Below are 575 nucleotides of genomic sequence, written 5' to 3'. Positions count from 1 at the left end.
CAACACCGCACCGACAATCGGGCGATCCGTAGCATCCTGCAGACCATCCTTGTTCACATCGAACCACACATAGTCACCCACCGAAACCTCGGGACGAACGAACCCAAAGTCCAGGCTCAGATCCTTGTCCCCATCCTCGGTCAAGTCGACGATGGTCGACGCAGCAGCGGTCGAGGAGTCCTTCTCCCGGTCATCCCCAACCTCAGGCTTGGTCGGCATGTAATCGCCGGGAACGCTCACCACGGTAACGGTGTACTTCTCATCGTCGCCGAGCACCGGCAACTTCTCGAACAGGTACTTACCGCTCGCATCAGTCGTGACATCGCCAACAGGATCACCGTTGACGTTCACCACCGGCTGACCATCCGGACCAGTGATCTTCAACACCGCGCCCTCAATCGGGCGATCCGTGTCGTCCTGCTTACCGTCCTTGTTCACGTCGAACCACACGTAGTCACCCACCGTGACCTCGGGACGAACGAACCCAAAGTCCAGCGTCTCATCGCGGTCACCGTTTTGGGTCAGGCCCTCAGACTCGGCAAACCCAGTCGAAGAATCCTTATCCCTGGCACCAA

The 575-nt window shown here is 58.6% G+C and carries 1 protein-coding gene; it reads right to left on the bottom strand.

Going from position 1 to position 575, the window contains the following annotated elements; genetic code table 11:
• Window positions 1–575, bottom strand: a 575-nt coding sequence (locus EII42_RS12190) for an SdrD B-like domain-containing protein (protein WP_233558403.1), incomplete at both ends; no start/stop codon positions are given.

Origin of the sequence: Tessaracoccus sp. OH4464_COT-324 (assembly GCF_003932855.1) — a bacterium.
Taxonomy (GTDB): Bacteria; Actinomycetota; Actinomycetes; order Propionibacteriales; family Propionibacteriaceae; genus Arachnia.
This window is presented reverse-complemented; position numbering and strand designations above follow the sequence as displayed.